Source organism: Micromonospora chokoriensis, from assembly GCF_900091505.1.
GTDB lineage: Bacteria > Actinomycetota > Actinomycetes > Mycobacteriales > Micromonosporaceae > Micromonospora > Micromonospora chokoriensis.
The window spans coordinates 906381-918326 of the sequence record NZ_LT607409.1 but is presented as its reverse complement, the minus strand read 5'-3'; the positions used below and the strand labels follow the sequence as shown (position 1 = coordinate 918326).

The 11946-nt window shown below is 71.7% G+C and carries 11 protein-coding genes; 4 read left to right on the top strand and 7 right to left on the bottom strand.

The window, feature by feature from the left end; all coding sequences use genetic code 11:
* Positions 1 to 136 precede the first annotated feature (136 nt).
* Positions 137 to 2101 carry an acetate--CoA ligase gene (gene acs, locus GA0070612_RS04295; protein WP_088986737.1) on the bottom strand — a complete coding sequence of 655 codons (1965 nt, stop codon included), beginning with the start codon at positions 2099 to 2101 and terminating at the stop codon, positions 137 to 139.
* Positions 2102 to 2680: 579 nt separating this feature from the next.
* Here acs and GA0070612_RS04290 point away from each other — a divergent pair.
* A complete protein-coding gene (locus GA0070612_RS04290; protein WP_088986736.1) occupies positions 2681 to 3427 on the top strand; it encodes a Fic family protein in 747 nt (248 codons plus the stop codon).
* A gap of 82 nt (positions 3428 to 3509) precedes the next feature.
* Here the strand turns inward: GA0070612_RS04290 and GA0070612_RS04285 are convergent, their stop codons facing one another.
* The 6 genes from GA0070612_RS04285 to GA0070612_RS04260 all read right to left on the bottom strand — a co-directional run bounded on the left by GA0070612_RS04285 (position 3510) and on the right by GA0070612_RS04260 (position 9100).
* Complete coding sequence (locus tag GA0070612_RS04285; protein WP_088986735.1) at positions 3510 to 4142, bottom strand: TetR/AcrR family transcriptional regulator; 633 nt, start codon at positions 4140 to 4142, stop codon at positions 3510 to 3512.
* Entirely contained in the window at positions 4037 to 5401 is a 1365-nt protein-coding gene (locus GA0070612_RS04280; RefSeq protein ID WP_088986734.1) for a methyltransferase family protein, read from the bottom strand. Before GA0070612_RS04280 ends, GA0070612_RS04285 begins: the two co-directional genes overlap by 106 nt.
* The gene (locus GA0070612_RS04275; RefSeq protein WP_088986733.1) at positions 5398 to 6294 is read right to left on the bottom strand and encodes a hypothetical protein; all 897 of its coding nucleotides are present in this window, start codon (positions 6292 to 6294) and stop codon (positions 5398 to 5400) included. Before GA0070612_RS04275 ends, GA0070612_RS04280 begins: the two co-directional genes overlap by 4 nt.
* Before the next feature lie 218 nt (positions 6295 to 6512).
* Entirely contained in the window at positions 6513 to 7319 is an 807-nt protein-coding gene (locus GA0070612_RS04270) for an HAD family hydrolase (RefSeq protein ID WP_088986732.1), read from the bottom strand.
* 560 nt (positions 7320 to 7879) lie between these two features.
* Positions 7880 to 8257, bottom strand: coding sequence for a carboxymuconolactone decarboxylase family protein (locus GA0070612_RS04265; protein WP_088986731.1), 378 nt, complete (start codon positions 8255 to 8257; stop codon positions 7880 to 7882).
* Positions 8258 to 8497: 240 nt separating this feature from the next.
* Positions 8498 to 9100: a hypothetical protein gene (locus tag GA0070612_RS04260; RefSeq protein ID WP_157742423.1), complete on the bottom strand. Its 603-nt coding sequence runs from the start codon at positions 9098 to 9100 to the stop codon at positions 8498 to 8500.
* Positions 9101 to 9213: 113 nt separating this feature from the next.
* Here GA0070612_RS04260 and GA0070612_RS04255 point away from each other — a divergent pair, with 113 nt between their 5' ends.
* The 3 genes from GA0070612_RS04255 to GA0070612_RS04245 all read left to right on the top strand — a co-directional run bounded on the left by GA0070612_RS04255 (position 9214) and on the right by GA0070612_RS04245 (position 11851).
* Complete coding sequence (locus tag GA0070612_RS04255; protein ID WP_088986729.1) at positions 9214 to 10194, top strand: DUF6461 domain-containing protein; 981 nt, start codon at positions 9214 to 9216, stop codon at positions 10192 to 10194.
* Positions 10195 to 10286: 92 nt separating this feature from the next.
* Positions 10287 to 10841 (top strand): RNA polymerase sigma factor, encoded by a 555-nt coding sequence (locus GA0070612_RS04250; RefSeq protein WP_167393601.1) that lies wholly within the window; start codon positions 10287 to 10289, stop codon positions 10839 to 10841.
* Positions 10841 to 11851: a CU044_5270 family protein gene (locus tag GA0070612_RS04245; protein ID WP_088986727.1), complete on the top strand. Its 1011-nt coding sequence runs from the start codon at positions 10841 to 10843 to the stop codon at positions 11849 to 11851. The genes GA0070612_RS04250 and GA0070612_RS04245 overlap by 1 nt, the downstream gene beginning before the upstream one ends.
* Positions 11852 to 11946: the final 95 nt, after the last annotated feature.

Below are 11946 nucleotides of genomic sequence, written 5' to 3'. Positions count from 1 at the left end.
GAACAAGCCGTGCGACAGGATCGTGATCGATGCGTTACCCGTTCGGCGGGAGCGCTGCCCGTCGTACCTCCACAAAAGACAACGGTGGGTGACGGTCCGTCCGGACCGCCACCCACCGCAGGGGTACGCCTGGTCGTCAGTCCTCGTCGGACTTCGCGCCACTCATCCCAGAGGAGATCAACTCCATCACCGAGGAGTCCTGCAACGTCGTCACGTCGCCCAACGACCGGTTCTCCGCCACGTCCCGCAGCAACCGGCGCATGATCTTGCCGGAGCGGGTCTTCGGCAGCTCCGGCACCAGCATGATCTGGCGCGGCTTGGCGATCGGCCCGAGCGTCTTCGACACGTGGTTGCGCAGGTCGGCGATGAGCTGCTCACCCGCGTCGCCACTGATGTCCGTGCTGCCGCGCGGAATGGCGAACGCGACGATCGCCTGACCGGTCGTCGGGTCGGTCGCGCCGACGACCGCCGCCTCGGCCACCGACGGGTGCGACACCAACGCCGACTCCACCTCGGTCGTCGAGATGTTGTGCCCCGACACCAGCATCACGTCGTCCACCCGACCGAGCAGCCAGATGTGCCCGTCGTCGTCCTTCTTCGCCCCGTCACCGGCGAAGTACATGCCCTGGAACCGCGACCAGTACGTCTCGATGAACCGGTCGTCGTCACCCCAGATGGTGCGCAGCATCGACGGCCACGGCTCACGCAGCACCAGGTAGCCGCCACCACCGTTCGGCACCGACTGGCCCTGGTCGTCCACCACGTCGGCCACGATGCCCGGCAACGGGGTCATCGCCGAACCCGGCTTCGCCGCGGTGACCCCCGGCAACGGGGAGATCATGATGGCGCCTGTCTCGGTCTGCCACCAGGTGTCCACGACCGGCAACTCACCCCGGCCGACGTGCTGCCTGTACCAGATCCACGCCTCCGGGTTGATCGGCTCACCGACGCTGCCCAGCAGGCGCAGCGACGACAGGTCGAAGCCGGCCGGGATGTCCTCGCCCCACTTCATCATCGTCCGGATCAGGGTGGGAGCGGTGTACAGGATGCTCACCTTGTACCTGTCGACGATCTCCCAGAACCGCCCCTTGTGCGGGGTGTCCGGGGTGCCCTCGTACATCACCTGGGTCGCGCCGTTGGAGAGCGGGCCGTACACGATGTACGAGTGCCCGGTGACCCAGCCGATGTCCGCGGTGCACCAGTAGACGTCGGTCTCCGGCTTCAGGTCGAAGACCGCGTGCGTCGTGTACGACGCCTGCGTGAGGTAGCCGCCGGTGGTGTGCAGGATGCCCTTCGGGCGGGCCGTGGTGCCGCTGGTGTAGAGGATGAACAGCGGGTGCTCGGAGTCGAACGGCTGCGCGGTGTGCTCGGCCGACGCGGTCTCCACCGTCTCGTGCCACCAGTGGTCCTTGTCCGACCACGCCACGTCCTCGCCGGTGCGGCGGACGACCAGCACGTGCTCCACCGACGGGCAGCTCGCTACCGCCTCGTCCACAGTCGGCTTCAGCGCCGACGGCTTACCCCGCCGGTAACCACCATCGGCGGTGATGACCACCTTGGCGCTGGCGTCCTGGATCCGGTTGCTCAGCGAGTCGGCCGAGAAGCCGCCGAAGACCACGCTGTGCGCGGCACCGACCCGGGCGCACGCCAGCATGGCCACCGCCGCCTCCGGGATCATCGGCAGGTAGATGGCCACCCGGTCGCCGGCGGTCACCCCCAGGTCGGTGAGCGCGTTCGCCGCCTTGCAGGTCAGCTCGTGCAGGTCGGAGTACGTCAGCGTGCGGGTGTCGCCCGGCTCGCCCTCCCAGTGGATGGCGACCTTGTCCCCGCGCCCCGCCTCGACGTGCCGGTCGAGGCAGTTGTACGCCACGTTGAGCTGGCCGCCCACGAACCACTTCGCGAACGGTGGGTTCGACCAGTCGAGAACCTCGTCCCACGTCTTCGACCACGCCAGGCGATCGGCCTGCTTCGCCCAGAACGCGAGCCGGTCGGCCTCCGCCTCGGCGTACGCGTCGATGGTCACGTTGGCGTGCGCGGCGAGTTCGGCCGGCGGGGGGAACTGGCGCGTCTCGTTCAGCAGATTGGCCAATGCCTCGCTCATGCCGTGACTCCTCGTCGCTCGGGTGACCTGGGTCTCGCTGGCCACGAGGGTAGTCGGCGGGCCCTCGGCCAGCGAGGGCTGCCCGCCTCGTCGCGCCGAGCGGCCCTCGCCACGCGCCCGGCGGTGGGACGCGTACCGGCCGCAGCCCGCCGCGCGCGGTCCCATGCCGTACGTCGTGGGCGTGGCCGGTCCCACGCCGCCCGTCGTGGGCCTGGCCGGTCCCATGCGGCACGTCGTGGGCCTGCGCGGCCCCACGCCGCACGTCGTGGGCCTGGCCGGTCCCACGTCGCACGTCGTGGGCCTGGCCATGATCGACACGAGTTCACCGATATGGGGGTGTCGCGGACGCTCGGACACCGCGTTATCGCCGAACTCGTGTCGATCATGACGTTGCGGCCCGGCCCGGCCCGGCCCGGCCCGGCCCGGCCCGGTGGCCCGGCGGCCCGGCGGGCTGGCGGGCTGGCCTGGCGCGCGCCGGGAGGGGTGGAAGGCCGCGCGACTGGGCCGGTGCGGGTGGTACGGCTCGCGTTGCGGCCGGGTGTGGCTCGCCGGGCCGGGACGGGTCGCTAGCGTGACGGGGTGACCACCGACCCGCTCGCCCCGCTGCTCGCGCTCGCCGACATCACCGCCGCCGTCGAGCAGGCCCGCGCGCGGTTCGACCGGGCGCTCGGACACCGCGCGCTGCGCCGACACGGTGGTCAGGTCGCGGCCGAGGTCAGCCTCCGCTCCGCGGTAGCCAGCGCCGCCCTCGAAGGGGCCGTGCACGAACGGGAGGCGGTCCGCGCCGGCACCGTCACCGACCCGGTGCTGCAGGGGGCGCTGCGGGTCGCCGGAGCGCTACCCGGCCTGAGCGAGCTCTGGCCCAGAGCACCCCGGCAGGCACTCGCGAAGCTGCACGTTCTCGCCGCCCGGGATGTGGTGCCGGAAGCGGAACTGGGCCGCCCGGTGGCGGACCCCGTGGTCGCCACCCGGCTGGACGGGCTGGCCGGGCTGGTCGCCGGCGGCACGAAGGTCTCCCCACTGGTGCTCGCCGCCGTCGTACACGGGGAGTTGTTGAACCTGCGCCCGTTCGCCGGGCCGTCCGGCGTGGTGGCCCGGGGGGCCGCCCGGCTGGTCCTGCTCGCCAGCGGCCTCGACCCGCGTGGCCTGCTCGCCGTCGACGTCGGGCACCGTGAGCGGGAGCCCGAGTACGTCGGCTCGGCGGGGGCGTTCGCCACCGGCACCCCGGACGGGCTGCGTTCCTGGCTACGCCACTACATGGCGGCCGTCGAGGTGGGCGCCGACCAGCTCACCGCCATCGGTGACGAGGTCCTCGCCGCCGCCTGAGCGGCGATTGGTCCCGGCCGCCTGAGCGGCGATTGGGCCCCGCCGCCTGAGCGGCGATTGGTCCCGGCCGCCTGAGCGGCGATCAGTCCCGCCGCGTCGCCCGGCTGACCTTCGCCTGCAGCGCGCGGCGGGCGATCGGCCCGAGATCGTCGACGATCTCCATGAGGAGCGCGAGCTGGTCGAGCGCCGCCATCGCCTGATCGGCGCCCGCCGGGTCCACCCCGTCGTAGAGTTCCAGCCCGATGAACGCGGCGGAGACCGCGCGGGCCAGGCCGGGCACGTCGGCGACCTCGGCGAACGGAGAGCCGGCGAGCAGTCTCCGCAGGACCACCTCGATCTCGTCCACCCACAGCTGGAGCGCACCGGCGGTGGGGGCGGCCAGGCGCTGGTCCGCCTGTGCCCCGGCCAACATCTGGGCCAGGAAGGTGACGTTGCCGAGCTGGCGTTCCTCCTCGTGCAGCGCCCGCCCGACGGCGAGCAGTTCGCGCAGCGACCCGGCCGAGGCCAACCGCTCCGACCATCGCTCGACCCGTTCCGCTGTGCTGGCCCGGCAGGCCGCCGTGAGCAGGTCGTCCACCGTGCCGAAGTGGTAGAAGACCAGGGCCTGGTTCACTCCGGCCGCGGCGCCGATGGTCCGGGCGGAGACACCGGCGATGCCGTGCTCACGGACGGCGGCGATGGCGCCGTCGAGGAGACGCTGCTTGGTGTCGGACATGGCTCTCCTCTCGGGCGCGCCGGATGCGGCGGTGCGATCATCGCATCGGTCACCAGCTGGACCAGCCAGGTGGCCCCGGGCAGTCGTAGCGTCCAACCGACGAACGCCCAACCGAGGTGGACGTGTTCGAGTCCGCGGGCGACGGCGGCCACCCCCCGTTCCGTGTGACCGTCGCCGCCCACGTACTCCGCCCGCCACAGCACGTGCTCGTGCTCCCGGGCCGGCCGGATCCGTAAGCCGACCGGGTGCCGCCGGGCCACCATCCGCCAGAGGGCCGCGCAGGGCCCGCAGTCGTCGTCCAGCCAGAGCACCGCCGACGGCTCGGAGGGGTACGGCCGCCAGCGGGGCCACCAGTCGCGTACCTGCCTGCGGTAGGACCGCCAGGAGTCGCCGTACCGCGTCAGCAGGTCGTGGTGCTCGTGTGGCCCGGCCACCGCCGCGCCGAGCGCCGCTGCCGACACCGCCGCCAGAACCACTGCGACGCTCCGCGTGACCGCCGCGGTGACCAGCAGCAGCACCACGGCGGCGAGCTGCATCGGGTTGGCCAGGTACGCGTACGGGCCGGTGGTGACCAGGCGGCGCGGCAGATCCCACGGGTACGGCGTGCCGCCACCCCGCACGGCGAACTCCGCGACGGCGGCCAGCGCGGGCACGGCCACCAGCAGGGCCAGCTGCGCGACGAGGAGTATCCCGGTGCGGTCCAGCCCGGTCAGCCCGGCCCACGACCCGCCGCCGACCTCGAAGGCCAGGCTGGGGACGAACCAGAGCAGCAGAGCGGCGAAGACTCCCACCTGGAGTGCCGTCCGAGTGCCCAGGTGCCGGCGGTCGGCGCTGAACCGCCCGAGCAGTTGGGCGGGCAGCGCCACCACGAGCAGGCCCACCACCTCCCCGACGAGCCAGTACGGGCCGAGGTTGACCAGCGGGTGCAGCGCCGGCATTGCCACCGCGTCGACCCAGAGCAGCAGACCCAGCGCGATCGGCAGCGGCAGCACCCGGCGCAGCAGCACGGGCAGCGGGCCCCAGAGGGCCGCCCAACCGATCCACAGGTCCACCGGCATCCCCCGGTACGCGCCGTCGACGGGAGCGAAGGCGCACCAGCCGGCCAGGCGGGCGACCTCGTGCAGCGCGGCGATGCCGATCCCGGCGGTCAGGAACGCCAGCAGCCCCGCGGCCCGGACGGACCGGTCCCGCTCCCGAGCGCCGACGGCCAGCACGGCGGCCAGCGGCAGTGCCAGGGTCAGCCGGCGGGCGACAGTCACTCCAACGCCAGCATGTCGAGAAGGTGCCCGACCCCGGCACCGAGCAGCACCTGCTGCAGCGGACCGAAGTACCAGGACGGGTCCAGGCCCCGCGTGTAGTCGACCCGGACCCGGACCTCGGTGTGCGCGGGGTCGACAGCCCGCCAGCTCAGCTCCGCGTGCCGCCAGGTGAACCAGCGCGCGGTGATGGAGCTGTCCTCGACGAAGCGGAAGCCGACCCGCCCGGGGGCGGCGCTCTCCACCTCGGCGAGCAGGTGGCCGCCCGGTCCGTGCGCGCTGCCGTGGTAGCCGAACATCCACCTGTCGCCGACGTCGAGCCCGTCGCCGGTGACCCGCCCGGGTGTGGGCACGCCCAGGAGGCGCAGCGGCACCGATCGGACAGCGGTGGGGCGGGGGCCAGTGGCGAGACGCTCGCCCACCCGGTCCACCGGAAGCCCGACGACCCGGGTCACCTCGACCGTCTGCTCCGGAGCGACCCGGGGAGCGATGCCGCTGCCCTCCAGGCCGGGCAGGAGCAGCAGAGGCACGGCCACCATGACATACGGGCGGTTGGCGTCCCGCAGGGCGCGGATCAGCGCGGTGGTGCCGTGGGCGACCGCGTAGACCAGCGGAGCGGCCAGGAGGACGCAGACGGCACCCTCGTGCAGTGCCACCGCCGCCAGCAACAGTGCGATCGTCGTGGCTGCGAAGACCCGGCCGTGGGCTGTTCGGTGGGGTGTGAGCGTGAGGCCGGCGGCCAGCAGCACCGGCAGCGCCACGAAGAGAACCGCGCTGTCCGCGCGGCCCTGGTTGACCACCCCGGCGAAGAGGGCCGCCCCGAGGAGCGTGATCAGCCCGGCCAGGATCCATCGTGCACCGGCCGTGCGTGGTGTCGGATCGACGTCATCAGTCATGCGCTCTTCCCCCGCCTTGAGCGTTCGCTCAATTCGAGGGTACGACTATTTGAGCGCTCGCTCAATCCCGCACGTGGGCCGGGATGACGCGCTTGGTCGGATAGATGACACTCGACGCCGCGTGGAATGCTGCGGAAGAGCGCGGGTGGCAACGCACGCACCACCCAGCGGGCCCTGTCAGACGGTGACGGAGACCCGGAGCGGCGGGGTGGACCTCGTCAGGCGGTGGTCGTGGCCGCGCGGGTGCGACGGTGCCGGCCGTACCAGGCGATGCCGATGGCCACGCCCACGCCGACGCCGAGCGCCGCCGCTGCCACCGGCACCGCGGGTCGCTCCCGCAGGCGGCGACCCAGCGGGATCGGGTGCCGGAACTCCAGCACCGGCCACGCGTTCTCCGAGGCCAGCTTGCGCAACTGCCGGTCCGGGTTGACCACACTCGGGTGGCCGACGCACTCCAGCAGGGGGCGGTCGCTGTACGAGTCGGAGTAGGCGTACGAGTCGGCCAGGTCGTAGTCCCGGGCCGCCGCCAGCTCGTTGACCGCCTCGACCTTGCGCGGGCCGGCCGCGTAGAACTCGACCTCACCGCTGTACCGGCCGTCGCGGACCGTCATCCGGGTGGCGATCACGTCGGTCACCCCGAGCAACTCGCCGATCGGCCGGACCATCTCCTCGCCCGACGCCGACACCAGCACCACGTCCCGCCCCGCCGCCTGGTGCTCCGCGATCAGGACGGCGGCCTCGGCGTACACGTAAGGGTTGATCAGCTCGTGGAGTGTCTCCGCGACGATCTGGCGGACCTGTTCCACCTGCCAGCCCTTGCAGAGCGCAGCCAGGTAGTCCCGTGTTCGGGCCATGGTCTGCTCGTCGGTGCCGCCCAGCCGGAACATCAGCTGCGCGTACGCCGACTTGACCACGTCACGCCGGGTGATCAGCCCGTCCCGGTAGAACGGCCGACCGAACGCCAGGGCGCTCGACTTGGCGATGACGGTCTTGTCCAGATCGAAGAAAGCGGCACTTCGGCCCACGGCGCGAAAGTCTAGCCGGATGGTCTATCGTCGGCGGGTGCCCGGGGTCAGGCCACCCCTCACACCTGCGGGCAGGCACCACCTTCTCCGCTCCGCGTGATCGCGCTCACACTCTGCGAGGAGATTTTCGCGGTGAGTGGAGCAAGCACCACTCGACGTGACGGGCGCGCTCAGGCAAACTTGTCCGTACGACGAGCTTTCACATACCCGAAAACAGGCAGACGCTCGGCGGTTGCACCCCCCGTGACCGCTGAGTGGTTCGGCTCGACCCCCCCGGAGCCGAACCTTCGACGACCCCCGTCTCCCCCCGACGGGGGTCGTCCCTTTCTGGGAGCGCTACTCCGCCGCAGGTGACAGGCCCTCCTCGTCGTCGTCCACGCCGCCTTTGGGGGTGTCTCGAGCGTCGGAGGCAGCAGAGCAGTCAGAAGCAGCCAGGACTCGGGACGCGGCCCAACCCGCCGTCCGTGCGAGCCGTCAAGGTCCGCTTGACGTGGCGGGCCGGGCGGCGGCCCGCTCCCCAGGAGGGTGGATCGACGGCAGACGGGATGGCGGCGGCGTCGTCAGCGGTGCTCGCCGAAGACCGCCGCGGCCACCTGGTAGCTGTCGAACGCCCGGGCCGCCCCGGCGTACGCCTCCAAGTGGATGAAGAGCTCGACGATCTCCTCCTTGGTCACACCGGACGTCAGCGCGATGCGCAACTGCCCCCGCAGCGGCTCGTGGGTGCCCAACGCCGCCGCGACGGCCACCGAGATCAGGCAGCGGCTCCGCAGGTCCAGGCCCGGTCGCGGCCACGAGTCGCCGAACGTGTGCTCGGTCGCCAGCCGCCGGAAGTCCTGACCGACCGCGGGTTCCCCATCGGCCAGCGGCAGGGTCAACGGTTGGCCGAGGAGGCGCTCCGCAGTGTCGAGGGCCTGCTGGTACCGGGGATCGTCGGGCATGCGTTGCCGCCTCCGCACGTGTCAGCCGATGGACTGCCGTTCGGTTCCAGCATCGCGCCTACCCCGGCGTTCGGTAGGCCGTTCCGCGAGACCGGTGGTCGCGGGGTTCGAACGTTGACCATCCGGGGATCGTCGCAGACCCGTCTCGGTGGGAAGCGGCGGGCGACGTGGCGGGCGACGTGGCGGCTCGTGCTGACGGGCGTTGAACCGAGCCACCGCCTGGTAATAGGCCCGCCGGGTCTATGCACTCCCGCAAGTGGCCGGGGCGACGCGCTGCCAGTCGCTTCCTGCGAGGGTGACCCGGTAGCTGACCTCTCGAACGTGCTTGTCCTCGGTCTCGACCTCGAAGTCCAGGGACAGCGGCTCCCGGAAGAACGCGGCCGAGCACTCGAACAACAGCTCGACCACGAGCTCACCGGTGCCACCGAGGGGTGACAGCCGGGGTCGCCCGGTGCTGGCTGACACCAGGCCCGGCCTATCCGCGGCAGCCTGTCTGACGGTGATCGGCGCGGGGCCGGCGTTGACCACCATCAGATGCCCGGTCATCTTGACCTGGGGGGCGCCGCTGCCTGCGTCCAGGCTGGCTGTCTGGAAGGTGGAGCTTCCCAGACTGGCCGATTGAGGGAAGGCCACGAGTGCCACCACCGAGTTCCGTTCCCGCTGCTCATGCGACGCTCGTCGTTGAACAGCGAAGCCCCCGATCAGAGCGCCGACGACGAAGACGGCGACGAGCCCCAGAACCATCTTCCGTCTGGTCACGGGGTGGCCTTGGGCAGGGTGGTTCGACTCCGCCGGCTGGTGATCGCGCTCGTCCAGGTCGATCACCCGCATGCTCCACGACATGGGCGTCAGCCTAGGGTCGCTACGCATCGGAGCGCGTCGGCCTGTCGTACCGCCGAACCCGCCTGCTAGCTCGTGGGGGCCCACAGGAATCATGACCGTCGTAGCGTGTTCGGATGGTGTCGGACATGGTGCGTTACTACGACGACTTCCTGGCCGATCGTGATTGGCTCGCCGAGGGGTTGACCTGGGCCGTCGTGCAGCCGGCGAGCGCCGAGGCCACCGTCGACGGTGTCATCGCGCGCCTTCGGGCCAGGCGCGTGGAGCCGGGTGACAGCCAGTCGGGCGAGCTCGCCGACCTGGCCCAGATCGGCCCGAACGTGGTGATTTTCCAGGACAACGGCTGTGCGCTGAGCCGACCTGAGGTGCTGCGTTGGGCCAGCGACGGCCTGCGGGTGCACACGGTCGACTGGACCGTCAACGGCAATGGCGGCCTCACCTACGCGGTGTACGGCAAGGTGCTCGCCTGGATGGACATGAACGACCCGGACCGGCGGCACGGGGATGACCCGGCGGCGTTCGACGACGACCTGGCCGACGTGCGCGCCGCGCGGGGCACCGGCCAGGTGACTGCCGCGGCGATGGCGTTCGTCGAGCGGCGGACCGGCGTACGGCTGCCCGCCGAGTGGGTCGGCGACGAGGGCGCCGATCCGCAGGCCGGTCCATGGGTGACGGTACGCCTCGGCTCGATCCCGCCCGATCCGAGGCCGCCCTCGAACTTCGGGTACGACGAGCCCGACCTCGACGCGCGGCTGCGGGCCGCGCCGGAAGAGGTACGGCGGACGGCGCTGGCGCTTGCCGTGCGGGCGGTCACCACCCGGTTCAGGTTCAGCGACGACGACCTCGTGCGGCAGGTGGCGGACGCCGTCGAGCAGGGCGTGAGCCTGGACGAGGAGGCCCGATTGAGGGTCGTCCACCGCCTCACAGTGCAGGACGTCGACGTGCGCAGCGGTTCCTCGGCCGTCCACGCCCTGTACGCGGCGACAGGTAGCGGGTTGGCAGCGCTCGACGCGGTGAGTGCCGTCCGGCATGCGGTTGGCGATGACTGGCCGACGGTCCGCCACGACCTGTATCGCCTGGTCCGCGAGGTCGGCTGACCACTCGACCATTGATCATCGGCCACGCGGTAATCCTCAGGCCCTCTGCGACACAAGTCAGGGTGAGAGACGCCGAGGCAGTGGGGGTTCGGGTGGGTCCACCAGCAGAGCGCGACGAGGGGTGGTTCACCAGCCTCTACGCCGCCGAGTACGCGCACATCGTCCGATACGGCCTGCGCCGGCTCGCCGACGGGGACGCCGCGGTGGAACTGGCACAGGAGGTCTTCGTCGTTGCCTGGCGTCGTCGCGTCGAGGTGCCCGACCGTGGCCTGCCCTGGCTGTACGGGGTGGCCCGGCGCCTCCTGGCCAACCAGTGGCGGACGCGACGTGGCGCCCCGGACCTCCTGCCGATCAGCGACGTCGAGCTGGCCCGGCTGGGCGGTTCGTCCGGTGCGGACACCACAGTCGGGGTCGCCGACCTCCGGGCAGCCCTGGCCACCCTCGCCGAGATCGACCAGGAAATCCTCCGGTTGGTCGGCTGGGAGGAGTTGACGGTGTCCGAGGCGGCGAAGGTCCTGGGCTGTACCCGGGCAACCGCTGCGGTGCGCCTGCACCGCGCCCGCCGACGTCTCGTCGAGGCGATGGCGGACCGGCCCACTCAGTCCCGGCGTCGTCCGGTCTTGGTGACCATTCGAGAGGATCTGTGATGTCCGGAGTAGAGCGGACCCGTACTCTTCTCGGCCCCGCCGACCCAGCCCGGAACGCCGACGTCCGGCCACCGCTGGTCTCGGCGCGCGAGCTGATCGACCGCGCCGGCGCTACCGAGCCGGTGGCCGGGCGTCGGCGCGTACGCCCGACCCGCCGGCTGGTCCTGACGGCCGGGACGCTGGCGGTCGCGGCCGGTGCCGTGGCGGTCCTCCAGCCGTTCGGCGAGGGCACACCGGATCCTCCGGGCGAGCTGCCGGCGGCAGCGGGACTGGTGCTCGTGCCTGTCGCGTACCAGTTCGACGCGAATCCGCCGCCGGCCGGCCCGCAGCTACGCATGCTGGCCGACAAGATCAAAGATGCGGCGTACGACCATCAGAGCGGGCGCTACATGTACCACCACACGAAGGTGTGGGGCGATCCGGTGATGACGTCCGCCGACGGCCGCCACCATGTGGCATACGCCAGCGAGACGAAGCTCTGGCAGGCCACCGACGGGACCGGCAACCAGGCCAACATCCAACTGGAGCCGCAGTACCCCGACCAGGAGTCTCGGGATTACTGGCAGCGAGAAAGCATCGGACGACCAGCAGCCACCGGCACCCCCGCACCGAGCCTCATTCCGCTGCCGCCCATGGAGATCAGGCCGCTGCCGGCTGACCCGTCCGAGCTACGGCAGCTACTGAAGGTCGAATACGGGCCGGGGGCGGCGAGCAAGGAGGTCAGCACCCTCTACGGGCAGTATGTCGTGCCGCGCGCGATCCGAGCGGCGGTCCTGCGGGTCCTGGCCGACGTGCCCGGCTTCCGCTGGCGGGGGCAGGTCATCGACCGGGCCGGCCGACATGGAGTCGCCGTCACCTTCGACGACCGCGAGCACGACGCGCAGTCTCTTCTCATCTTCGATCCGAAGACGGGCGAACTGCTTGCCCATGAGCGGTTGACGCTGTCGCCCGTGCGGATCAGCTCGTACAAGGTCATCCTCGACGCCGCCTGGACCGACCGGGTCGGCTGACCGCCGACTTGCGGGGCCGCTCCTTCTCGGAGCGGCCCCGCTGTCTTTTGCTCAGCAGCACTAGCTGGGGAATCGCCTGCGCCCGTAGCAGATCA

Excerpts from the sequence above, each read along its gene's own strand:
- acs (WP_088986737.1), bottom strand. The coding sequence starts at position 2,101 with ATGAGCGAGGCATTGGCCAATCTGCTGAACGAGACGCGCCAGTTCCCC.
- GA0070612_RS04285 (WP_088986735.1), bottom strand. The coding sequence starts at position 4,142 with ATGTCCGACACCAAGCAGCGTCTCCTCGACGGCGCCATCGCCGCCGTC.
- GA0070612_RS04275 (WP_088986733.1), bottom strand. The coding sequence starts at position 6,294 with ATGACTGATGACGTCGATCCGACACCACGCACGGCCGGTGCACGATGG.
- GA0070612_RS04265 (WP_088986731.1), bottom strand. The coding sequence starts at position 8,257 with ATGCCCGACGATCCCCGGTACCAGCAGGCCCTCGACACTGCGGAGCGC.
- GA0070612_RS04260 (WP_157742423.1), bottom strand. The coding sequence starts at position 9,100 with ATGTCGTGGAGCATGCGGGTGATCGACCTGGACGAGCGCGATCACCAG.
- GA0070612_RS04255 (WP_088986729.1), top strand. The coding sequence starts at position 9,214 with ATGGTGTCGGACATGGTGCGTTACTACGACGACTTCCTGGCCGATCGT.
- GA0070612_RS04245 (WP_088986727.1), top strand. The coding sequence starts at position 10,841 with ATGTCCGGAGTAGAGCGGACCCGTACTCTTCTCGGCCCCGCCGACCCA.